Source organism: Tenacibaculum xiamenense, from assembly GCF_964513065.1.
Lineage (GTDB): Bacteria > Bacteroidota > Bacteroidia > Flavobacteriales > Flavobacteriaceae > Polaribacter > Polaribacter xiamenense.
In genome coordinates this window covers 51033-75848 of sequence record NZ_CAZEQU010000039.1, presented here as the reverse complement: position 1 = coordinate 75848, position 24816 = coordinate 51033, and the positions used below count along the sequence as shown (strand labels likewise).

The 24816-nt window shown below is 31.1% G+C and carries 17 protein-coding genes; 14 read left to right on the top strand and 3 right to left on the bottom strand.

Annotated elements, in window-relative coordinates; all coding sequences use genetic code 11:
* The first annotated feature begins 42 nt into the window (after positions 1-42).
* Together ACKTTV_RS18080 and ACKTTV_RS18075 are read left to right on the top strand one after the other, a co-directional pair.
* Positions 43-1050 (top strand): 4-hydroxyproline epimerase, encoded by a 1008-nt coding sequence (locus tag ACKTTV_RS18080; RefSeq protein ID WP_408032280.1) that lies wholly within the window; start codon positions 43-45, stop codon positions 1048-1050.
* 2 nt (positions 1051-1052) lie between these two features.
* A complete protein-coding gene (locus ACKTTV_RS18075; protein WP_408032279.1) occupies positions 1053-2300 on the top strand; it encodes an NAD(P)/FAD-dependent oxidoreductase in 1248 nt (415 codons plus the stop codon).
* A 182-nt stretch (positions 2301-2482) separates the two neighbouring features.
* Here ACKTTV_RS18075 and ACKTTV_RS18070 read toward each other — a convergent pair whose 3' ends face one another.
* The 3 genes from ACKTTV_RS18070 to ACKTTV_RS18060 all read right to left on the bottom strand — a co-directional run bounded on the left by ACKTTV_RS18070 (position 2483) and on the right by ACKTTV_RS18060 (position 9642).
* Entirely contained in the window at positions 2483-4930 is a 2448-nt protein-coding gene (locus ACKTTV_RS18070; RefSeq protein WP_408032278.1) for a TonB-dependent receptor domain-containing protein, read from the bottom strand.
* Between the two features lie 216 nt (positions 4931-5146).
* Positions 5147-8392 (bottom strand): T9SS type A sorting domain-containing protein, encoded by a 3246-nt coding sequence (locus tag ACKTTV_RS18065; RefSeq protein WP_408032277.1) that lies wholly within the window; start codon positions 8390-8392, stop codon positions 5147-5149.
* A 128-nt stretch (positions 8393-8520) separates the two neighbouring features.
* Positions 8521-9642 (bottom strand): helix-turn-helix domain-containing protein, encoded by a 1122-nt coding sequence (locus tag ACKTTV_RS18060; RefSeq protein WP_408032276.1) that lies wholly within the window; start codon positions 9640-9642, stop codon positions 8521-8523.
* Between the two features lie 841 nt (positions 9643-10483).
* On the opposite strand from ACKTTV_RS18060, the gene ACKTTV_RS18055 reads away from it, so the two are divergent.
* The 12 genes from ACKTTV_RS18055 (at position 10484) to ACKTTV_RS18000 (ending at position 24807) form a co-directional block, all read left to right on the top strand.
* On the top strand, positions 10484-11428 hold the full coding sequence (locus ACKTTV_RS18055; RefSeq protein ID WP_408032275.1) for an FHA domain-containing protein: 945 nt from the start codon (positions 10484-10486) through the stop codon (positions 11426-11428).
* 63 nt (positions 11429-11491) lie between these two features.
* Entirely contained in the window at positions 11492-15490 is a 3999-nt protein-coding gene (locus ACKTTV_RS18050; protein WP_408032274.1) for a protein kinase domain-containing protein, read from the top strand.
* Between the two features lie 4 nt (positions 15491-15494).
* Complete coding sequence (locus ACKTTV_RS18045) at positions 15495-16337, top strand: arylamine N-acetyltransferase (RefSeq protein WP_408032273.1); 843 nt, start codon at positions 15495-15497, stop codon at positions 16335-16337.
* 19 nt (positions 16338-16356) lie between these two features.
* Positions 16357-16995, top strand: a complete 639-nt coding sequence (locus tag ACKTTV_RS18040; protein ID WP_408032272.1) for a hypothetical protein — start codon at positions 16357-16359, stop codon at positions 16993-16995.
* A 17-nt stretch (positions 16996-17012) separates the two neighbouring features.
* Positions 17013-17966, top strand: coding sequence for a hypothetical protein (locus ACKTTV_RS18035; RefSeq protein WP_408032271.1), 954 nt, complete (start codon positions 17013-17015; stop codon positions 17964-17966).
* Positions 17967-18142: 176 nt separating this feature from the next.
* Complete coding sequence (locus ACKTTV_RS18030) at positions 18143-18721, top strand: sugar transferase (protein ID WP_408032270.1); 579 nt, start codon at positions 18143-18145, stop codon at positions 18719-18721.
* A gap of 92 nt (positions 18722-18813) precedes the next feature.
* Positions 18814-19332 carry a D-glycero-beta-D-manno-heptose 1,7-bisphosphate 7-phosphatase gene (gene gmhB, locus ACKTTV_RS18025; protein ID WP_408032269.1) on the top strand — a complete coding sequence of 173 codons (519 nt, stop codon included), beginning with the start codon at positions 18814-18816 and terminating at the stop codon, positions 19330-19332.
* 29 nt (positions 19333-19361) lie between these two features.
* Complete coding sequence (gene rfaD / locus ACKTTV_RS18020) at positions 19362-20357, top strand: ADP-glyceromanno-heptose 6-epimerase (protein WP_408032268.1); 996 nt, start codon at positions 19362-19364, stop codon at positions 20355-20357.
* Positions 20357-21733 (top strand): D-glycero-beta-D-manno-heptose-7-phosphate kinase, encoded by a 1377-nt coding sequence (gene rfaE1 / locus ACKTTV_RS18015; RefSeq protein WP_408032267.1) that lies wholly within the window; start codon positions 20357-20359, stop codon positions 21731-21733. Before rfaD ends, rfaE1 begins: the two co-directional genes overlap by 1 nt.
* Positions 21730-22290 (top strand): D-sedoheptulose-7-phosphate isomerase, encoded by a 561-nt coding sequence (locus ACKTTV_RS18010; protein ID WP_408032266.1) that lies wholly within the window; start codon positions 21730-21732, stop codon positions 22288-22290. The genes rfaE1 and ACKTTV_RS18010 overlap by 4 nt, the downstream gene beginning before the upstream one ends.
* A gap of 14 nt (positions 22291-22304) precedes the next feature.
* A complete protein-coding gene (locus tag ACKTTV_RS18005; protein ID WP_408032265.1) occupies positions 22305-23396 on the top strand; it encodes a glycosyltransferase family 9 protein in 1092 nt (363 codons plus the stop codon).
* A gap of 13 nt (positions 23397-23409) precedes the next feature.
* A complete protein-coding gene (locus tag ACKTTV_RS18000; RefSeq protein WP_408032264.1) occupies positions 23410-24807 on the top strand; it encodes a B12-binding domain-containing radical SAM protein in 1398 nt (465 codons plus the stop codon).
* Positions 24808-24816: the final 9 nt, after the last annotated feature.

Below are 24816 nucleotides of genomic sequence, written 5' to 3'. Positions count from 1 at the left end.
GTTTTTCCTTAAGGGGGGTTAGGTTGGGGTAAAAGTTTACTCATGAAGACTACATTTTTTTGCATAGATGCTCATACCTGCGGTAATCCTGTTAGAGTTGTTACTGGAGGAACTCCAAACCTCATTGGAGCAACCATGAGCCAAAAACGCCAACACTTTCTTAAAGAGTACGATTGGATTCGAAAAGGTTTAATGTTTGAACCCAGAGGACATGACATGATGAGTGGTTCTATTCTTTTTCCTCCTCATGATCCTAATAATGATTTTGCTATTCTTTTCATTGAAACTTCTGGATGTTTACCAATGTGTGGGCACGGAACTATCGGTACCATTACTATTGCTGTTCAAGAAGGCCTGATAAAACCTAAAGTTCCAGGGAAAATTAAAATGGAGGCTCCTGCCGGCTTGGTTGATATAGAATATAAACAAGCCAATGGAAAAGTTGAATGGGTTAAATTAACGAATGTCAAAAGTTATTTAGCTGCTGAAAACTTATCTATAGATTGTCCAGAACTAGGTGAACTCAATTTTGATGTTGCATATGGAGGAAATTATTATGCAATTATTGATCCTCAAGAAAATTTCAGTGGTGTTCATAATTTTGAAGCTTCGAAAATAGTTCAGTATTCTCAAGTGATTAGATCGAGAATCAATAAAAAATATCCGAACATGTTTATTCATCCTGAAAATGAAACTATAAAGGATGTAACCCACATGTTATGGACTGGTGATCCAATAGATTCTAATTCTTCAAGTAGGAATGCCGTTTTTTATGGAGATAAAGCTATTGACAGAAGTCCCTGCGGAACTGGAACTTCAGCTCGTATGGCACAATTACACGCCAAAGGTAAACTTAAACTACATGAAGATTTTATTCATGAAAGTTATATTGGTAGTAAGTTTATTGGAAGAATAGAAAAAGAAACTACCCTACAAGATAAAAAAGCAATTATCCCGAGTATTCAAGGATGGGCAAAAGTCTATGGCTATAATACCATAATTATAGATGATAAAGACGATCCTTACGCTCACGGATTTCAAGTCATTTAACTATGAGCAAAAACGTATTAATTATTGGAGGAGGAATTATTGGTTTAAGTTCTGCTTATTATCTACAAAAGCAAGGACATAAGGTAACGGTTATTGATCAATCCGATTTAACTTCTGGTGCTTCTCATGTGAATGCTGGAATTATTACTCCCAGTCATATTATTGCTTTAGCGGCACCCGGTGTTATTAACAAAGGAATTAAATGGATGTTCAGTTCAACAAGTCCACTATCAATAAAACCAACATTAAACCCTGATTTTCTTAGATGGGCTTGGCTATTCAAAAAAGCTTCTACCAAGCAAAAAGTAGAAAAATCGATTCCCATTATTAAAAATATTAATGTGTTTAGTCAAGAACTCTATGAAGATATAAGAAACTCTTCTGATTTTAATTTTTATTATCAAAAGAAAGGACTCATGATGTTTTATCAATCTGATAAAATGGGTGAAGAAGAATGGATAGTTGGTAAAAAAGCAATACAGGAAGGTTTGCTCGTTGAACATTTAAGTGCATCTGAAGCTCAGCAATTACAACCAAAAGCTAAATTAAACATTAAAGGAGCTGTTTATTATCATTCCGATTCTCATACAACTCCTTCAGACTTCATGAAAGAGTTTACATCATACCTTTTAAAAAATGGAGTAAACATTATTACAAATGAAAAAGTTATCTCCGTTAATATATCTGGTAAAAAAGCTTCTTCCATCCAAACAAAAAAACAACAAATTCATTTTGATGAATTAGTAATGGCTTCAGGATCATGGACTCCAATTTTAGCAAAACAATTAGGACTAAGAGTTCCCGTTGTAGCCGGAAAAGGTTACCGAATTAATGTTAAAAAAGATACTGGAATTACGATTCCAGCCATACTAACGGAAGCAAAAGTAGCGGTAACTCCGATGGATGGTTTTACAAGGTTTGCGGGTAATATGGAACTAGCAGGTATTAACCATAAAATTAATACAAAAAGGGTAAGAGCTATTGCACAATCTTCCGAGAGATATTATTCTGATTTAAAAATTGATGAAGAGTTTATTAATGATGCAGATTATGGATTACGACCATGCTCTCCTGATGGATTGCCCTATATAGGAAAACTGTCTTCATTCAACAATGTTACTATTGCAACTGGGCACGCCATGATGGGCTGGAGCTTAGGCCCTGCAACAGGGAAGTTAGTTTCTGAGTTAATTTCCGAAAAGAAAACAAGTATTGATGTCTCCCCATTTGAAGTTGAACGTTATAAATAATACTATTTAGAGTTTAAATAGTAAAAAAGAGGCTATCTAAAAAGTAATTTTCAAACGTCATTTCGAAAAACCCTTCTATTTTCTTCGGAACAACAACTTTTTAAGTAGCCTCTACGTTTAACTAAATTATTTCTTTATAAATAGTATTATATCATTTGGTCTTAAAACTCAATTAAATTTGGTTAAAACTTATAACGAGTAACAATAGAAAACTGTCTTGGAGCTATTGGGTTTACACTACCATAGCGATATGCGAAGAAAGTAAATTCATCCAATAGGTTTGATACTCTTAAATTAACATCAAACGCTTTGTATTGATAAGTAACACCGGTATTTAATAGCATATAAGCTTCTTGAACATAAGGATTATTTCCTCTGTAAAAATCATTACCTAAACGTTCACCTGTATACTGCCCTCCTAAATTAACCGAAAAGTTTTTCAACACTCCTCTATTAAATTTATATTGAGACCAAAAACCTAATTGATGCATTGGTGTTTGCTGCGGTCTTGTCCCTTCTTTAAAGAAACCTCCTGCTCCATATTTTGCATCTGTATAAGTATAGTTGGCAGAAATTAATAATCCATCAACTGGAGTTGTTGAAAAATCAAACTCTAATCCTCTTATCTTTGTCCCAGGACCAATAACAAATCTTTCTGGTCTCGTAGGACTGGTAATGTAACCATTATCATTGATAATAAAATAAGTAGCATTCGTTGTTATTTTATCTTTTAGGAAACTGTTTTTTGTTCCTATTTCAAATTGATTTGTAAAAAAAGAGGGTAATATTTGATCATCCTCCCCTAACCTAAAACGACTATTTGGATTAAATGAGTTTGTGTAACTAGCAAAAATTGCATTGCTATCTGTAAACTTATAGGTAAGTCCAACAGCAGGAGTAAAAGCAATATCATCATATTCTCTGTTAACCACATCTCCCTGGCTATTGCCTCGATAATCTTGTAGATATGTGTTTTTAGTATTTCCATCAATAACATCCATTCTTACCGATGCTAATAGATTTAATTGCTCTGTAATACTTAACAAGTTTTGAACAGCAACTCCGAACCCCTGATATCTACTATCTCCTAAATACGTTTTATCCTGATCAATAAGTTCTCGTTGTGGAGTATTTTGATTAAACAAATAGATAACATCAAAATTAGGAACAGGAGCATAAAAGTCTGTTTGTTGATTTCTGTTATCATAATCGACACTAAAGCTCATCTTATTTTTCATTCCTAAAACGGCAAAATCACCAGTTAAATTCGCCTGCATTCCGAAAACATCTTCTTGCATAGCCTGTTTCTCTAACATTCTTGTGATTTTAATGTCGTCTCCTTCCAATTCGTATTTATTATAAAAACCACTTCCAGTTCGTACGAAATCATATTCTGATATTGAGGCTCCTCCAACAAAACGGAAATTCCAGTTTTCGTTTAACTTTGAATTCACAATTAAATTAGAATTAAACTGATTGGCCGTTCTGTTATTAAATGGACTTCCTAAGAAGCGACCTCTTAAGTCTTTAGTAATTTTACTGTATAAACGTTGTCTCCCACTTTGTTGAAGATACACCGGTGTTGTTTCTCCTCCATTTGTAGTATATCCAGTAATAATCCTATCCTCAAAAATAGGTAATCCAAAATCGAATGGACGCTCATCTTTCAAATGTTCCAGATTTAAATCGATTGTAGTATTTTCAGATGCCAAATATCTAAATGCAGCATAATTAAAGTAACGTCTTGATTTTACAGTTTCTCTAAAACTATTTGCGATCTCGGCAGTAGACACGTACCTAAAAGCTAACTTATCCGACAACTTGAAATTGACATCTAAAATAGGTTTTATAAAATCGTAACTCCCATATCTCAAGGCAACGCTTCCTTTTGTTTCAAAAAAAGGTTTTTTAGTAACATAGTTTATTGTTGCTCCTGGAGATATTTGTCCAAAATTGATTGCTGATCCTCCCTTTAATACTTCCACTTTTTCAAAAGCCTGTATTTCAGGGACACTTAAATACTGATTGGTTCCAAAACGGATACCATCACGAAACATAAATCCTAAATATCGCTGGCTTAATCCACGTGCGCCAAAAGTTTCAGATACTCCTCCATATCCTTGATTAAACTGATATATTCCAGAAACATTTTGCATTGCTTCTCCTAATGTTAATACTTGTTGCTCTTCAAGTAAAGCTTTACCAATTACATCAGATGAGTTAGGCATATCAATTGGTTTTGCTCCCAAACGATTTGATGTAACACTCATTTTATTTTTATGCATTTGTAAACTGGCATCTACAACAACTTCATTAAGATCTTCTGTTTTAACTTTTAATACAAAATTTCTAGTGGTTACTTCAGATAGTAATGAAACAGTTTGTTTCAATTTATAATAACCAACTTTTGAAATTACTATATCAATCTTAGAGTTTTTGATAGCACTTAAACTAAACTCTCCATTTGTATTCGTATAAACTCCTTTATTTGTTTTGGTTATGAATACACTGGCATTTTCTATGGGAGCCCCATGATTCCCTAGAACCTTCCCTTTTAATGTATAGCTTTTTTGACCATACATAACCGACGTTATGAATAACATCAGTGTAAAAAAATATATACCTTTCATATCTATATTTATTTAGACTAATTTTAAATTAACAGCAAAAATATTAGATATATATTATTTAGACAAGTTCCAAATAGTGTTTTATTTCATTATTTTCAATTATTGTATTATCAAAAAAAATCTACAATAATGTAGATTTTTAATTAGTCACTATAAGTAGTTAGTTTTCAAAAGGCTGGCAAAAATCAATGCATTACCAGCCTAGAAAACAAGATTCTATTTTACAGAAATCTTTTTATTTAATTGTTGATGCTCACTTGTCACACTAACAATATAGTACCCTCTCGAAAACTTAGATACGTCAAGAGAAGCTCTTTCATTAATAGTTTCTCTCTGATAAATTACTCTTCCTGATAAATCAGAAACTATAATATTAAAAACCTCATCCTGCTCAACTTTCGGTAGATTCACAAAAATTGATTCCGTTGCCGGATTCGGATAGACTCTTAAAACAGGTGCATCCTTAGGACCTTGAGGACCTATTCTTGGAATTCCACCTCCTCCAGGACCTCCTCCTCCTGGACCACCGCCACCACCCGATGACGCATGAGAAACACTTAAATATTTAGCTCCTCCTCTACCACAACGGTTATTACCCATTACCTGTACCAAACCATTGTTCTTTGCATATCCAGTCATGGCTGTTAAATTTCGATGATTTGTCGGCGCCATTTGCCAGTTCTGAGCAAAATAATCAATAGGGCTTGATACATCAAAAGGGTACGGCAACCACCAAACATAACTTGTAGCTCCTTGAGCGACTCCTGCATTGTATCGTACTAGTGCTCCAGTGTTTACTATTGTTGGTCCTGAAATACTTGCTGGACTTCCAGGTCTTCCTACCCAAATGTTCTTCTGAACAGTTACTCCATTGCTAAATCTTGCTTTAATCCACCCAGAAGTTCTATTATCCGCAGGCGGTCTAATTGTTACCGAATTCCCTGTACTACTAATAATTGGTAAATTAGATGAGCTTGTCCATTGTTGTACATTCCCTGGTGTTGAACAACTAGTAAATGTATATGTTTTTGTTTCGTTTCTACAAATTGTTGAAGTCCCCACTAAATTACTCACATTCACTGGAAAATATGGTGCTTGTGCATTTCCAGCCAACTCGGCTAATAGCCATGGTACACTTTCATTATTAAAACTTGTATGCTGGGTATTTTTATCATGACCAAAATACGAATCGAATGGAGTTAAGTTTTGACACACTAAATTCTTATCTAAACGTCCTGCCCAACTTCTATCTGGGCTTAAGTGCCCTATGGCTGAAAATGACGCAATAAACGAGTGTGAATGTTTTAATGTTCTTAAACTCCAATAGTTTCCACCAAGCAGATTTAATAACCCAGAAACTATATTATCAAATGCATCTTCAAAAGATGTCCAAAAACTTCCATTAACTCCTACCGGGCTTGTTCCTAAAACAGGAGCTGCTAATTCATATTGACCAGGAAACCACCCTCCTGGAACATTATCCATGTTCCCACGATTGTTATTGTTACTTGTATAAATACTTGTATCATTAAAAGCTTTTTTGAACCTTGATATTTTACCATACCCAGAAGTATTTGGCAAGAAATAAGTTTCAATGCTACCAATATGAACGGTTGCTGTAATTATACGTTGAAACGCTCTTAAATTTACGGTTTGTTGACTATGATTTGCAAAAGCATCATTGACATTTCCTGTGAAGGGATTCTCGTAAGCTCTTGACCCTTTCATAGATCCATTAACCAGCGATATTTTGCGTAAGTTTTGAGGATAACCTTTTGATCCTGGCAACCCATTGTTAAATAAATTATTATAGAAGTTCTTAAAAAATGGTGCACCTCTTGAATATGAATACCCTTGCGAGACAGTTCTTGCATTCAAGTAACTTCCACTTGTTCCATTATATTGCTCAATCAATTGTTGCTTTGCCGCTGCTGAACCTAATTGGTTATCTGCAAAATCTTGCGCTGCAGAACTATCGCCTTTTACTTGATTAATTAAAGCTTGTAAACCTAATGGAATATTCGCTCCTAAATGTGGACTATCAACACTTACCCACAGACGTGTATTATGATTCCATTGCGATTGATTGGTTTGCGCATATTTCTTTTCCATATAAGATAAAGCATATCTAGAAATTTGCCCTCCCATACTTGGTCCAACAATTACTAAGCCTTCATTCGATCCATTATTGGATAACCTTGTATTTAAGTTTCTAATTAATCTAGTTAAGTTTAGTCCATTTCTTTCAATATAATCCGCCCCACCATCAATGGTTCTTCCTCCTGAAGTATAGGTAGCATGATTTACAATGACAACATCGTACCCTAAACTTCTTAAAACACAAATTAAGTTTTGTTGTGCCCCATTAGAATCGCGATAATTCATCATATCTTTGATAGAACGATGCTCCTCCGCGCTAAACTGACCACCAGAAATGTATCTTGAAGCACATGTGGGATCCGCCGCACAATCGGCATCCTGAATTCTTCTACGATCTTGAGGGTCAAAACCGTCAATAATAATTACAGGCTTTCGCAAAGTACTAGACGTATTTCCTCCACTTGTTCTAAAAAATATTCTGTAATCGATTTTACCATATATTGGAGATGGCTCATCATAACCTCTAAATGAAATATCCGCGGTTACTGTTCCATTTTCAATAGCGCCACCCAAATTACATCCACTTCTTGAAGGGGATAATCTTCTAAGTGCATCATCCGTAATTACATATAAACTACCTTTTGTATTTTTTGTTTCACCATTGGTAAATGTAGTTTTGAAATTCAACGTTTTTACCCCAGTAGTTTTAAACGAATGATTTATTGAATTTCTAACAATCTTTCCATTGGTAATCAATTCAACGGAATTATGATCATCAAATAACAGAGTTAAACTTTGAATTTTTCTATTTGAATTCTCATACCAATGTTCTTTAGAAAACCTAAACTCAATTGAATTTCCTTTTACCGCTTCTTTCATTGGAGCTATAAGTAAACTATGATGGGAAATGAACGGTTTCTTCCCTTCAACCTGAGTAAACGAATCATCTTTAAGTTTTAAGCCACTTTCTTTCTTTGAATTTTCGGAAAAATTCAAGGTTTCAAAATCGGCATTAACCAACCCTAATGACACAACATTTTCAGCTTCTTTACTTTTCTTTAATTTTTCCTTTAAATCCGTATAAGAAATAAATTTTTGTCCTTTTGAAGCATTGTGAAGATCAAGCAAAGCCTGCCTCATATAGGCAAAATTAGCTGGCTTATCGTTTTCATCAGAATTAAATAAATGAATCTTTGAGAAGTTCATTGACCTATTTAACAATACTCCAGATTTTAAGTTTGTTTTGTCAACTTTCTTCAACATTTGATCCAAGCTTTTTTCTGTGCTCTTTTCAATTGTTATTTGAGCATATCCAATGCTACAAATAAGAAATGTAATAATGAATAATAGTTTTTTCTTCATAGTTAAATTAGTTAATAGTTTTAATTTCACAAACCTAAACTACTACAAATCAAAAACTTGAACGTCCGGAATTATCTAAATTATATAAAATCGGATGTTTTTAAATGATATCGGACAATATTAAATATTTAATTCATTTTTCTGAACTCCGTTGGTGTTATAGAGGTCATCTTTTTAAAGGCAGAATAAAATGTAGACTTTGAATTAAAGCCACATTCTAAACCAATTGATGCTATAGTGTAATTTCCAAAATGACTATCCGAAAGTAGTTTCTTCGCTTGCTCTACTCGAAAAGAGTTTATGTAATCCGAAAAATTCGAACTACTTTGTCCGTTAATTATTTTTGAAAAATGGCTAGGGCTCATTTTTAATTCATCTGCTAAAATATTCATAGTTAATTTAGGGTCCAGAAAACGTTGGTTTTCTGAAATATAACTATGAATTTTATCAAAATCTTTTTCGTGCTTTGTTACTGGTGATTTCTTTCTATCGGGAATTATGTTTTTATCATTTCCTTCATTAATTAAATGGTTTCTTAAAGATATTCTATCTTTTACAATTCTGTATCTAAAAAAACCTTGGTACCCTATCCAGTATAATAACATAGAAGTTCCTAATCTTAATGGTAAATAGGCCCAGTTTCTTCCAGTAATATTATTAATAAAAATGGCAAAAACCCAAAACGAAAGTACAAGACCTCCTAGTTTCAAAAATATCTTAATCCAATAAATATCATCGTAATCTGTAATGAATGTATAAAGTTCTTTTTGCTTGAATACTAAATATGCTGATTTACTGATTATCCCAATGCCAATAATAGCATTAAAAACTTCTTCAGCTCTCTCGTATACTTGAATAAAGGTTTCATCTAAATTATTAGTAAAAAAATAAGAATGAATTATAAATGCTGAACGTACTATTAGTTCAATAAAAAAGACAGCTAGAAAAAAAGATAAAACACGATTGCCTCTATCTTCTACCTTCAAATAATGAAGTAGAAACATATGAAACATAGGAAATAGCAACAAGTACCACGGCACCTCAAACTGCTGAATAAAATAGTTATTTACTCCATAGCCCTTGTCAATTAACCAAGCTTGAAGGTTATTGAGAGATAGAAAAAACACAGTTAGATTTAAATATAAAATTACCTTACTAACTTTTTTCTGCTTTGATATTGTAAATACATTAAATGCAAAACCTTGAATTGCGCCAGCAATTAACAAGGATGAAAAAAACCCATTCCCCATATTATTTATCTTTCGTACTAAAAGTTTTCCCTTCTTACTTTGATATAAGTTCCATATCCTGATATAAAAATAAAAAATACCTGAGAATTAACTACATATAGGTTCAATTAAAATAATAGTCTTTTATACCTAAGTTTCTTTACTTCTTATTTTTCACAAACATTAAGCTATTTTCTGATAATATACTTTTCAAACTACTAAGGTTTTATTTTCAACTTATCTCCCTATTATTATGCCTATTTATATATTTATTAATACCCCTTATTTCCTTTTATCAATTTATGTTAAAACCAAACCTTTACTTACTGATGAATTAAAAAACAGCTTTGAAAACTAACTACTACTCTCTCTAACATAAAGAGATAAAAATTCCCCAAATACTGATTAAATAAATGTATTTGGGGTTTTATTTTAATTTATTACCCTAAAAAACTTCAAAGTAACGTTAATTTCACTAGTTATTTTCTTCAATAAAATTATCCTTTTTCTTTATATAATTACAAAAACTTGAATACCAAAACCATAAACAAATAATGCAAAAAGACATCTAAGCTTTCTTTAATTTTAAAAAGAAAAAAATGAAAATTTCTAGTTAAATTTGTAAAAACATGAGTTTTTGAAAGTGTATTGTTATTTAGTATAAACACTTCGTTTTGAAGTAAGTAAACAAACGTTTAAAATCTAATCATTAACTTGATTAACAAAACGCAAAGTTTTCAAAATTAAACAATTACTTGTAATATTTACTTACTTTCATTAACTTTGGTTACGACCCTTGAAGTTTTTTAATTTTTAACCAAATTTAAGGAAACTAGTACTAACTATTATCCCCTCAAACCCTATGGCAATTATTAAATGCATACATTCTAATAAAGCTATTATACTTCATACCCAAAATAGAATTGGCAGAAACAAAAAAGTTTCTACAATACATATAGCTGAAAACGACATTTCTCAATCACATGCTGTAATAGAATGGAAAAACGGAGACTGGTATTTACAGGATTGCAGTCGAAATGGAACTCTCATTTCTAAGAAGTACTTTCATCACGCTTCAACGAAATTAAAAGAAAACGATATTATTCAATTTGGTAGAGATGAATCAACCAAATATCAAGTAGTAAATCTCAATCCACCTGTTAGCTATTTAGTTTCATTATCAAACCCAGAAACGATTATGGAACTGGGAAATTTTGAAAAAATAACAAATGATGAAAACGAAGAAATTCTTTTCTATTATTCGAGTGATATGTGCTGGAAGGCTGAAACTGAATCTTACTCTATAAAGTTTGAGCATGAAAAAACATATAGGCTAAATAATGACAACTGGTTGTTCGTTGAAAACGAACCACTTGATGCTACCATTGATACAAGAAATCTGGTAGATCAAGCCGAATTCCAGTTTAAAGTTAGCGAAGATGAAGAAAGTGTTCAAGTAAATATTACGATCGATGGGCTTAAACTTGATTTAGGAGAACGAAGTCATCATCATTTACTTTTAATTCTCGCTAGAAAAAGATTTTCTGACTCGAAAGAAGATAGTCTAACTAACAATTGCGGTTGGCTGGATGTTGAAAACCTAGTATCTCAACTTTCCAAAGAATTATATAAAACTGTTGACGAATATTATATTAATATTTTGATTCATAGATTTAGAAAGCAGCTTTTTGGTTTGAAGCCCTATGGTTACTTATTTTCAGAAGTTATAGAACGAAAAAAAGGAAGAATTCGTTTCGCACACCCTTTGTTTAATATTTCACAAGAATCTCATTTATCTATTGCTTAAGCGATAGATAATTATTTTTGAAAAAGTGTCAACTTTTTTAATTAATCCATTCTTTAAGTTTAAATGAAGGAATTCCCTGTCAGAAAAATCGCACCTCACTTAGCCAATATTTATGAGCTTAAAAAAATTATTGGAGAAGGTACTTATGGTATTATATACAAAGCAAAACAAATTAGTACTGGTCAAATAGTTGCTGTAAAGTTACTAAAGCCTCCAAAAGGTGTTAATCGCAAGGATTACGTATTCCCAATGGATCATTTTGAAAAAGAAGCACTCTTGTATTCAAAAATGAATCATCCTAATATCGTAAAACTTCTTGACAAAGGGATTACTAATAAAAACGAGCCTTTTTTTGTATTTGAATATATTAATGGTATTAGTTTAAAGGATATCATTATTGATGAAAAACTTCGCACTTTTTCTTTAGTAAAAGAAATTATGTGTCAACTGCTTGATGGAATAAATCATGCCTTTGAAAAAGGTATAATTCATTGTGATTTAAAGCCACAAAATATAATGGTTCTAGATGGCGGTTTACGAAAACATGTAAAAATATTAGATTTTGGAACTGGAACTTTTTCTGAAAACGACAAGTACAATCAAAAAAAGAAAATTTTTCAATCGAGTAATATTGAAGGAACTCCTAACTACTGCTCACCCGAACAGTTAAGAGGTGAAACCCCTTCTATAAAGTCTGATTTGTATTCATGGGGTTTAATTTTAGCTGAATGTTTAACAGGTGAAATGGCTATTCAAGGAGAAAGTATTTCCCATGTTTTACAACTTCAACTTAGCAATGATCATATACCATTACCTTCTCATATTATAAAACACCCTGTAGGCTCAATATTGAGAAAAGTTTTAACAAAAACTCCTTCTTTAAGAGCTGGAGACCCAAAACGAATTTATCAAGAGTTTTTGGATGTTAACTTAGAAACATTAGTAATTTCTCAGAATGAAGTCTCACTTAATTCTCAAGAAGAGGATTATTTAACTATAGCAAATCCACTCGGTTGGCAGCATATAAAAGCGGAAAAACGTTTTTTATCTGTTCTTTGTATTCAAATAGATCTTGATACCAAAGCTGATGAGGTTATAGATTTAGAAACATTCGATATTATTCAAAAAAATCAGATTAATAATTGCATTGACATTGTAACTAAATATGGTGGCTCCGTAGCTGAACAAGTAGCGAACATTATTGTTGTTTACTTTGGATATCCACATATTGGAGATGATGATATAAGAATGACGGGAGCCTGTGCTGTAGAAACTCTTAATTACTTTAACAACTCCAAAAACCTTTTATTTATTGAGGAAAAGTTGGTTTTAAATGTTAAAGCGGCTATTCATTCTGGCACACTTTTATCTAACAAAAATGAAATTCCAAAAGGTTTAATTCTGAACGAGTCGTTAAAGTTGCTTCATGATTCAGACGAACAACAAATTTTAATACATAACAATTCAAAGAAACTATTTGAAAAGCATTTTATACTGAAACCATGTAAAAGTGCTTATGAATTAGTTTCTAAAAAAATACAAGAAAAAGAATCTGAGTTTAATTCAACCCAAAAAACACTTCAAGGAAGAGAACAAGAGTTCGAAGAAATATTCCAACATTGGAAATCAAAAGAATTGACCAACACCGTTTTTGTTTCGGGGCAAGCAGGTATAGGTAAATCTAGGCTTATATTTGAAGTTAAATCAGCAGTAACAAGAACGAATAATCTTGTTTTCCATTGTCAATGCCTACCAGAACATCAAAACGATACACTTTACCCTATTTTCAATCTGTTAAAAAAATATTTAAAGATTGACGAAACCACCACACAAAAAAAGACTATCGAAAAGCTAGAGCAAGCTATCCAGTTAATAAACTCCGATATTGAGGTTTCACTTCCCATTTTATGCTCTTGGTTTTCTATTTCTTATGAAACTGAAAAAACCAGTTCTATACCACCAGAAAACCAAAGAGAGTTCGTTTTAAACCTGCTTCAAGAGTTATTTTTAAGTATTGATCGTGACGAAAACTTTCTAATCATAATAGAAGACATTCATTGGATTGATCCCACTAGTGAAATTTTTATTGAGCAATTCATTTCGAAAAATATTAAAACTAATTGTTTTCTATTACTTTCGTCTAGATCCAAACCATGCTTTTCTCCTGAAGAAAATTCAGTTAAAGAAATTGCATTATCTCCATTGAAAAAAGTTGCCATTAAGAGTTTAGCAGAAAGCTCACTTAATGCTAAAATTAATGATGAGATATTAGATCTTATTTATGGTAAAACTGATGGAATCGCTCTTTATGCGGAAGAGTTAACCACAATGTTGGCCGAGAAAAATCTTATACAAAAGAAAAACAACACATATGAGCTATCAGAGAGAGTTGAAAATTTAAACATCCCTTCCACCTTAACTGGATTGCTTCAATCGAGATTAAAAAATATTGGTTTAGCCATTGAAACAGCTCAAATTGCAGCAATTATTGGTAGAGAGTTTTCATATAATCTGCTCGTTAATTCATCATTAAAAAAAGAAAGTTTTGTTAAAGATGATCTTGAAATACTGAAAAGGGCAAATATTATTTATAACAATTCAGAAAATGATGAAGATTATATTTTCAAACATGACTTAATCAGAGATGCTGCATTTGAGAGTATAGCTAAATTTCCTAAAAGAGAAATACACAAGAGAGTTGGAGAAAATATTAGAAGCTATCCAAGAACGCTTCGTGAAAAGAACATTCAGCGATTGGCATATCATTTTCATCAGGCAGAAGAATATAAGGACGCCATAAACTTCTATAAAGAAGCAGCTAACTTAGAATTGTTAAAAAAGCTAGGGCAATCCGAATCTATTTATCTTACTGATAAAGCACTTCAGATAAATGAAAAATTAAAAAGTGAAAACTCTAGAGATTATATTCCTCTCGAAGAAGCCGAATTAAGAATTCACAAAGCAGCCGTTCTAACGTATAAATCAGGATGGAAACACCCAGAAATCATAGAGAACTATAGAATTGTAAAGTCTTTAGCTAAAGAAACCAATTTTACGAATAAAGTAAAGTTTGCACTAGCAAAAGGTATGTGGGTATACGAATGTACCGAGGGAAATATTTCCCAAATGTTCCTGCTTGCTGAAGAAATGAAAAAAACGTCACAAGCAATTGGAGATTCTAATTATTTAGCACAAGCTTATGATTGTTTAAGTCAAACACAATTTTTCAATGGTCAGTTTAAAGAATGTATCCAATCTTGTCATAATTGCTATCATTGTTATGATGAAAGTACTGGAAAACGAAAACCTATTTTAGACGGCTTAGATCCGTATGTGGTATGTATGAGTTTTGAAGCTTTATCTCGATTATTTCTAGGAGAAACCGAGCAGTCCATTGGTTTGATGAAGGATGCTTTGAGTCAAGCTAAATCTTATCGCTGGTCGAATTTAACCATGGGAGCCTATGCTCAAACATCAAGACTCTATCTTTATCTGTGCTCATTCTCTAATCTAGATGAGCAGACTAAATCGTTATTCAACGAGCTAAATAACGAAATCTTTTTATTTGGACAAAAAGGATCATTCCCTTATTGGGAAAGTGCTATTCATTTAAATAATACTGCTTCATTAGCTTTATCTGGTGATGAAAAATCGTTTTTACATTTCCAAGAAGCGAGAAAAAAATGGGCTCCAAAAACTTCTTCAATTCCTTATTATAACCTTATTGAAGTAAGTATTTTGTTAAGAAATAAAGTATATAAAAAAGCATTGAAAATAACAGATGAATCAATTCTTTTTGCTGAAAAAAACAAAATAACCTACGCTCTTGCTTATGCCTATTGCTTTAAAGCAAAAGCACTCTATAATTTAAACAGAAAGGAAGAGGCGTTTAATACATTCAACAAATCACTAAAAATAGCCGAAAGTCAAAGAGCAAACTGGATCAAGTCATTTGTATCCAATGAATTTTTTAGCTTTCTTACAAAAGAAAAGGACTCTCAAAAACTCTATAGAAAAAACTTCAAATTAATTGATGATAATATAAATACCCAACTTAAATAAAAGTATGAGCATAGAAACAATAACCTCCTCAGCAATTATAAGAAAAATTCTAAGTCGTTTTAACATAACAACTATAGAATGTAATGAAGAAGGACTAAAAAAAATATATCAAGCTTGGTGTAGAAACATTCCTTTTGACAACTTTTGGAAACGTCTTGAACTGGAGAAAACTCCATTTATTAGTAAAGACCAAATTGATCCTAGTGCTTTTTTCGAAGCTTGGCTAGAACACGGTGTTGGAGGAACATGTTGGACGACAACGAATGCCTTACAATATTTATTAGAAGAACTTGGGTTTCAGACAAAAATTGTAGGTGGATCCATGGGAGACATGGGAATGGTAAATCATGGAAGCTTAATCGTTACAACTAATAATGGCAAAGAATTCATCGTTGATACATCAATATCAAATGAAACACCTATTGAGCTTACTCCAAAAACTATTGACAATGCTCCACATTCAATTCAACTAATGGATGAAGGAGAAAAACGCTCAATATTTTTCGAGTTCCCTTCAAAAAAGGACCTTATGAAATGTGCTATTTACAACAACACATTTTCAACAGAAGATCTTTATAACGCTCATAAAGAAAGTTATACCAATAGTTTATTTAATGACTGTGTTTATATTAAAAAAAATAATGAGTTTGGTATTAACACAATTATTGGAGACACCTTATACACTAAAACTAAAAACAATGTAAAAAAAGTTACGCTTAACAGAGAGGAAATCAAAACAGTTTTATTAGATACCATGGGACTATCACAGGAACTCATAGATCATATTGAAAAAACCACCTTATTTAACCTTCCTGAAGAGTCTAACTTAATAAGCCTAACCAGTTAAATTTTAAATTTAATATATTATGCAAACACAAGCAGTACAAGAAACTGAAACACTAACACCATCTACAAATGACATTAATCGTGCGTTAATTAACTTTATGCAGATCTTAGCTAATGACACGAACGGAACCAAAACAACAATGAAAGGTTTTGAAAAACAATTAGCTAAGGCAGTTCAAAATGGTAATGAAGGAGATATTCTATATTACCAAGATAAAATTGTTGAACTAATAACTGCAAACATTCCATTAAAAGAAGCAGCGGAAAAAATGTATTCGGCTATATTTTCTGACATCAGAAACTTAGACTCAAATTGGTGGGCTGTTAACAAAGTAATTGGAACCTCTACAACAGGTTTAATTTGGGGATACACTTGGACATCATCTGATCAAGATGCTTTTATCGCCTTTATTAACGAAGTAGCAAAAGATAAAGAGAATACCTTTGCTAACCTTGCTATTAAATTAAGATCTTCAGAAGAAAATGCTAAGAAATACCGCGAAGCTTTTATAGAGTATATCGAAGGAGTTCAAAAGTTAATTGACCCAAAAATGAGTCAACATTTAATTGATACGCTTGTTCAAAAATCAAGCTATCCAGCCTCGGAAGCTGAATTAGAAACTTTATTTGATAATTTAGTAGAGCCTAAAACTTGGTAACAAAAGATAAAAATAAATTGATTCCATATATTTTTCCCGTTGGGGAAAAATGTATGGTTTCTTCTTTGGGTGCTAGCAGATTGGAAAAGCAACTTTCTTATTTTTATCCTAGGCAACATTTGTCATATGTTTTTGAATTTCGCCTATCAGAGAAAAATGACCAAGTAGATTTAGCTATTGCGTTTGATCAAGAGGAAGACATTGAGTTTTTAAAAAAACACTCTCTAAATATTTACAAAAATGAAGAAATTAAAAAATGGCTAAGTAGTTGTTTAGAACTAAAAGCAAGTGATAATTCAATTAAAAGCTTTTGGTTGGAGATTGATCTTGATGGGCAAGAGACTAATAATATTCCTAGTTTGTTTATCAGTTTAAAGCCTGAAATTTCGACAATTGATAAGCTAAAAAAAATAGTTAGTGTTTTGAGTTTTCAACATGTTAATGCAGATAATTTCAAAATACTGGAGACTTGCCAAAATGCTTTGGAAAAGAATCAATACATTGAACATATTGGTGTAATGCATTCAAGAAAAAGCAATAAAACAACACGATTATATATTAGAGGGTTTAACAAAACGTCACTTCTTTCCTATTTAGATAAAGTTGAATGGACAGGAAATAAAGAGCTTTTAAAAGATCATTTACACGAGCATTATTCTTTAGATTATATAAGTGTTGCTCTGGAATTCGCAGAGATATTGAAACCTACCATTGGTATCGAACTACATTTAAAAAAAGGAACTCAATATTCAGATCTTTTACTTTCTGATTTTGTAGAAAAAAAAGTCTGCTCTTCAAAAAAAATAGAGGCAATAAAGGACATCCTTACTTTTAGTAAAATATCAATAAAAAACTGTAATTATAGACGAAGCTTAAGTCACTTCAAATTCACTATTAAAAATAACGAAGAACCTGAATACAAAGTATACGTACAACTTATTCCAAGTTATACTGGTTTGTTTGGGTTTTAATGATAAAATAGTTTACTGCACTTGTTAGTTTTGTGAATATTTATTTTCAAAAAAACTATTAAAACCTATTCATGAATAAATAGTCCATTCTTAATGTATGAATTAACTTTACAACATTTTTTACATTAATTTCACTTAAAACATATATATTCGAGAACCTTTAACATCTTGAAAATATGGAAAGTTTACTATTAAGTTTTAAAACTGAAGAAAAAGGCAAACTATCGAGATGCGGCGAAATATTATTTGCCATGATACTAATCATTGTTACCTTTCCTTTATTCTTAGCAGGCTGTTTAATTAGCTTTTTAGATTTGAAAGAAAATCCTATATTCTCTCAAATAAGAGTTGGTAAGAACGGTAAGCTTTTTTCTATTCTAAAAATTAAAACAATTAGCAGTGTTCAAAAAAGAAAAGTTTCCTTCTTGGGAAAGCTTCTAAGGAAAACGAAAATAGATGAACTTCCTCAACTTTTTAATGTTTTTATCGGTGATATGAGGATTATTGGTCCTAGACCCGAGCAGCCTCAATATGTTGAACAATTTTTAAAACAAACCCCCTCTTTTTCACTGAGACATAAAATTAAACCTGGAATTACAGGGTTAGCGCAAGTTTGCTTACCTAGAGCGACTCCCAAAGATAATTTGAAAAAATTAGAACATGATTTATATTATGTAAATAATCATTCTTTAAAACTTGATTGTATTATTCTATTAAAAACCTTAAAAATAATTCTAACTTTAGATAGTAATTAACACCTAAGCTATCGCACATTTTTTTATCCAAAATCTATGTTTAAACTTTACGAATAGAAAAAACAGAATTTATATCTCAATATGAAAAAATTATGAAAGTAGTATTTATAGACAGAGATGGTGTAATAAATAAAGATGTCGGATATTTAGATAAAATTGAAGACTTTCAATTCATCGATGGTGTCTTTACGAGTTTTAGATACTTGCAAAGTTTAGGTTTTTCCTTGGTGATTATTACTAACCAATCTGGAATTGGAAGAGGGTATTTTAGTGATTATGACTTTCACGTAGTAAATAATTGGATGCTAGATAAATTCAGCCATGAGAACGTAAATATCCTTGACGTTTTATATTGTCCACACAAGCCACTAGATCTGTGCACTTGTCGTAAACCTAATACAGGCATGCTTGAAACAATAAATAAAAAGTATAATATAATAAAAAAAGAATCTTGGTTAATAGGCGATAAAGAAAGTGATATAGACACCGCTATTAATTTTGGTATCACAAATACCGTCTTAGTTGAGAGTGGTCAAGAAATTGATAAAAAAAACAGTAAAGCTAACTTTATTTTACCTTCTATTAAATTCATAGATAGTTGTATTACCTAAACCCCACAAATAAATAAAAATTAAAATACATGAAGCACAGTTTTAATAATAAAACTATTCTAATTACAGGGGGAGCTGGTTTTATAGGTTCAAACGTAGCGTTTTTTATACAAAACAACTATCCTCAAAGCAATATTATTATTTTCGATATATTTAGAAAAGAGGATATAAATTCTGAGCATAATCCAAAGAGTTTTGGTCATTACAAAAATTTGATCGGGTTTAAAGGGAATATTATTTGCGGAGATATTTCTAACGACGATGATTTAAGGAGTCTCAATTATTATGACATAGATTACATTTTTCATTTTGCAGCTATCTCTAATACGCGTATTTATGAACAGGAGACTATTATGAGAACTAATGTCAACAGTTTTTATAAACTTTTATACATTGCTAAGAATCATCAGGCTCAATTGGTATACGCTAGTTCAGCCTCAGTATATGGTCTGTCTCCATCTCCTCAAAAAATAGGAAATGAAACCCCAAATACTCCTTATGGTTTTTCGAAATATGCAATGGATCAAATAGCTTCTTATTTCGTTAAAAAAAATCCGTCTATAAAAATTATTGGTCTTCGTTTTTTTAATGTTTATGGAGAAAAGGAATATTTTAAAGGTAATACCGCATCTATGATAATACAACTAGGACATCAAATTTTAGCTTGTAAAAAGCCTCGTCTATTTAATGAATCAGATAAAATAATGCGCGATTTCGTTTACATAAAAGATGTTGTTAAAGCATGTATATTAGCAAGTAATTCTCAAAGAAGCGGCATATATAACATTGGTAGTGGTATGGATAGAAGTTTTCAAAATATCGTTGAAATCTTACAAAAAGAATTGAATACAGATTTGAGTATCTCTTATTTTGAAAATCCTTATCAGGAATATCAAATAGATACTAGGGCTGACATTAGTTTGAGCCAAGAGTTTTTGAATTATACACCCAGTTATAATTTAGAAGAGGGTATAAAGGATTATCTTCCATATATCAAAGAAACATTTAAATGGATTAGCAAGTAATGAAGAATATTTTGGTCATTGGAGACATTATTATAGACCATTATTTAATTGGTAGTACAAACCGTGTATCTCCCGAAGCTCCTGTCCCAATTGTAAAAATTAAAAAGGAAACAACAGTTTTAGGAGGAGCGGGAAATGTAGTTAATAATTTATTATCATTTGGAGGAAAAGCAGATATAATAAGCGTAATTGGTAAAGATCAAGATTTTCTAATACTCAATAAATTGTTTAAAGAAAAAAATATAAGTACTAATTATTTGGTTTTTGAAGAAAAACGAGCTTTAACGAAAAAAACCAGAATCTTATCTTCTAGCCAACAAATTGTAAGGTTTGATAAAGAAGACACCCACGAAATTAGTGAAGATAGTATTAATAAAATTATAAAAATTTTCAATGAAATTGTTAATAATTATGATATCATAATACTCTCTGATTATAATAAAGGAGTTTTAACAAAAGAAGTATCTCAGCAAATTATTACAGCTGCCAATAAAAAAAACATTAAAGTTTTAGTTGACCCTAAAGGTAACGATTACTTAAAATATACAGGAGCTTATTTATTAACTCCAAATAAAAAAGAAGCGTTCTCTATAACAGGTTTTAACCTTAATAGTGAAAGTAATACTTTACTAAAAGCAATTCGTAAATTAAAAACTGATTATCGACTATCTGCCTCAATTATAACTCTTAGTCAGGATGGTATTGCCCTTTATAATGAAAGCTTGAAAATTTTCCCAACCAAATCAAAAGAAGTATTTGATGTAACAGGAGCTGGAGATACGGTAATTGCCGCTATAGCCTATAAATTAGTTCATGGAGATTCCATTGAAGATGCCATTCGGTTTGCTAATTTAGCTGCGGGGGTAGTAGTAGGAAAAATGGGAGTTGCTACCACTACAATTGAAGAAATCTATTCACTACAATACTCCATTAAAACAACAAAAGAAATTAAAGTAATTACCGATCAACTAAAGCAACAGGATAAATCGATAGTTTTTACAAATGGATGCTTCGACATTCTTCATTTAGGGCATATAAAGTACCTCGAAAATGCAAAAAAACTTGGTGATATTTTAATTGTAGGAATAAACTCAGACAAATCAGTTAAACAATTAAAAGGAGATAAACGCCCAATAAATTCGGAATTCGACAGAGCTTACTTAGTAAATTCCTTAAAGCAAGTAGATTACACAGTTGTTTTTGATGAAAAAACTCCATATGAGCTAATTAATTTAATAAAACCCAATATTTTAGTAAAAGGAGGAGACTACAAAAATTCAGATATTGTTGGCAGTGAGATCGCCGAAGAAACTAAGGTATTAGACTTTATTGAAGGAAAAAGTACAACAGAGATTATTAATAAAATAAAACAATGATATTAGAAAACCTAGAGGAGCATATTCTAGTATTAAAAGAAACAATTAGCTCTTACCAAAATGACATTAATTTTGTTGCAAACGAATGTATACATCGTTTAAAATCTGGTGGAAAAATTCTCTTATTAGGTAATGGTGGTAGTGCCGCTGATGCACAACATATGGCTGCAGAATTAGTTGGATCTTTTAACAACAAAAAAAGACCTCCACTTTCCGCAATTGCTTTGACAACAGATAGCTCAATACTTACCTCAATAAGCAATGATTTTTCATATGAAACTGTCTTTTGTCGTCAATTAAAAGCTCTAGCATCTGAAAAAGATGTTGTTATAGGTATTAGTACAAGTGGAGAAAGTAAAAATGTAATTAATGCTCTTAAGTACGCAAAAGAAATAAATTGTTTTGTAGTCGGGTTAAGTGGTAATAAAGGTGGAGCATTAAATAAAGTTTCTGATAAAAACATTATTGTTAACTCAAATCGAACTTCTATAATTCAAGAAGTACATCTATTTATTGAACATCAAATATGTACTATTATTGATCAACATTTTTCATAATTTGTAAAGATAAAATGAACCTTAAATTTCTAATTTTTGCAGATCAATTGGTTAAACCCATTTATATTTTAGCTAGTTTATTACCAAAAAGAAAAATTCTTCAAGAAGAGAATCATAACTTTTTTATCTTAAAATTTTTTGGCTTTGGAAGTATAACACGGGTTTCTCATGTTATTGACAATATAGGAATTCCTAAGAATAAAATTACTTTTATTACATTATATAATAATAAAGCATTAATTGATCTACTTAACTTAAAAGCAATATACGTTTACACAAATACTCCATTGGCTTTATTTGTGAGTCTTTTAAAAGTAATATCATATGTTTGGAAGACGAAGAAATATTCACTATTGGATATGGAAAGAACATCTAACTTGTCAGGTATTTTAAGGTTAATATTAAGTTTCAGAAAACCGTGTAGTTCATTTTATTATGGTAAAAACAACAAAGCTAAAAACGGGCAGTATTTTGTTTCTCTTAAAAACAAATCTACTTTAAAAGCCATTGCTGAGATGTTTCATAAACAATATAATCAAGCGGAAAAACATTTTCTTAAAACAAACACTAATAAAATATTTATAAACATTAATGCAGGAGACTATTTACCTGAACGTAAGTTTCCTATCGATAAATATGTTTCTTTGATTGAAGAACTTCATTCCGAAAATCCTAATTGGGTTTTTTACCTAACTGGTACAAATTCTGAGCGTAACTATGTTACTTTGTTTGAAAAACGCTTAATCGAACATAAAATTCCAAAAGAAATTTTGTTTAACATAGCAGGAAAATACGATTTGAGTCAATTTATAACTCGTTTAAAAGAAGCTAAAGTACTTATTACAAATGACTCAGGTCCTTTACATTTAGCTCATTTTTTTAACATCAAAACCGTAGGAATATGGGGACCAACATCCTCTAAATTAATTGGCTACCAGAATAGCAAACAAATGCTTAATTTAGATCTAAATATAGATTGTTCACCTTGTTTTATACATCCAAAATCGAAAATAGCGAAACAATGTAATGGTAAGTTAACATGTTTTTCTCTATTCATCCCGAAAAAAATGGCGTTAGAAATCACAAAATTTGTTCATAATCCCTAAGATGTATTAAAGTATGAAACCACCCAAAAGAATATTATTTTTAAATCCTCCTGGGGAAAAAATATACATTAGAGATTACTATTGCTCAAAAGTTTCTAAAGCATATTATTTGCCCCAACCTGTTGATTTACTTATTCAGTCTTCTTTTTTCAATGAATCTGACTATAACATCTTGGTTATGGATTGTATTGCCGAAAACAAACCCGAATTATTGGCTTTACAGAAAATAAAAGAATTTAGCCCACACTATATAATTGGTTTAATTGGGTCAGTTTCTTTACTAGAAGACCAAATTTTCTATTCGAAAGTTAAAATTCAAAACCCTTCTACCATAATAGCATGCTCAGGAGATGCTCTTTTAGAAAAATTCCAAGAGAAATTTAAAAAATATGATTGGTTAACTGCTATTATAACCAATTTTTTTAAAGATGGTTTTAAACGTTTTATAGAAAAAGATGAACGAATTGATGGTTTAGTTTATTATTATCAAAACAAATTAATTGTACAAAGTGACAAAGGTTCAAAACCTATTAATATGGGTATTCCGAAACAACATTTATTCAAAGGTAACTATAGAATGCCCTTTGCTAATGCAACTCCTATCGCCACAATTTTAACAAATTACGCTTGCCCCTATCCATGTACATTTTGTATAATGTCATCATTACCATATACGACCAGAACTGCGAATTCTATAATTAAAGAATTAAAATATTTAAAAGAAAAAGGCTATCAATTTTTATATTTTTCTGATCAAACATTTTTTCAATCCAAAAGTATTACTACCGAAATTTTGAACTGGATGATTGACACAAACTACGGTCTAAAATGGATGTGTTTTTCAAGGGTAGATGTTCTTTCAGAAAAAGAACTAAAACTTATGAAAAAAGCTGGTTGTACTCTAATAATGTTTGGAGTAGAATGGGCTGAAGATAAATTACTATCTCATTATAAAAAGCAATACACTACGCAACAAATTGAAACCACATTTGCGTTATCAAAAAAATTAGGTATAAGAAGATTAGGTACTTTTCTATTGGGAGTTCCTGGTCAAACAAAAGAATCAATACTAAATACAATAAGGTTTGCTAAAAAAATAGAAGCCGATTATGCTTCTTTTAATATTGCCGTTCCCAGAAGTAATACCTCATTTCGAACAGAAGCTTTAAAACAAGGGCTGATTGATGAATCTTTAGAGGTTATGGATCAATCGGGTAATGAAGTTACCATAGGAACTGGAGTTTTAAGTAAAAATGAACTGGAAAAATTAAAAAGAAAAGCTTACAAATCTTTTTATTTTAGACCTAAATATATTTTTAAAAGACTAATTAATATAACTAATTGGACAGAGTTCAAAATTCACTTGAAAGAAGGGTTTTACATTCTTAAAGGAGCCTTAAAAACAAAATAAGCTAATATT